The following is a 336-nucleotide window of genomic DNA, read 5'->3' on the forward strand; positions in this document are numbered from 1 at the left end:
TTTTACAACATTGTCAGTGCATTAAGGCGGGATGTTTTTGGCTGACGCCAGTCCAGCTTATCGAGGAGCATTGCCAGTTGCGAGCGGGTAATGGATACTGAACCGCCCCGGGTTTCCTGGAGAGTGTTTTATCTGTGAACTCAGGCTGCCAGATCATCGTTTCCGATGGAAGCATAATAAGCTTTTTCTGCTTCTGCCGGAGGGATGTGGCCCAGCCTTTCCAGCAATCGTCGATTATTATACCAGTCCACCCACGTGAGTGTGGCCAGTTCCACTTCTGCACGGTTTTTCCAGCTCTTACGGTGTATTACCTCCGCTTTGTAAAGACCATTGATG

At 49.7% G+C, this 336-nt stretch carries 1 protein-coding gene and 1 pseudogene; both read right to left on the minus strand.

The genetic code is table 11. The features are described from left to right. Positions 1–2: 2 nt before the first annotated feature. Positions 3–110 (minus strand): annotated as a pseudogene (locus tag BHE85_RS27785) (IS66 family insertion sequence element accessory protein TnpB); the annotation flags it as partial. A gap of 30 nt (positions 111–140) precedes the next feature. Then, the coding region (locus BHE85_RS19350; RefSeq protein ID WP_139286454.1) for an IS3 family transposase at positions 141–336 on the minus strand (196 nt) is incomplete at its 5' end.

The organism is Shigella sp. FC1567 (assembly GCF_001743015.1).
Classification (GTDB): Bacteria; Pseudomonadota; Gammaproteobacteria; order Enterobacterales; family Enterobacteriaceae; genus Escherichia; species Escherichia coli.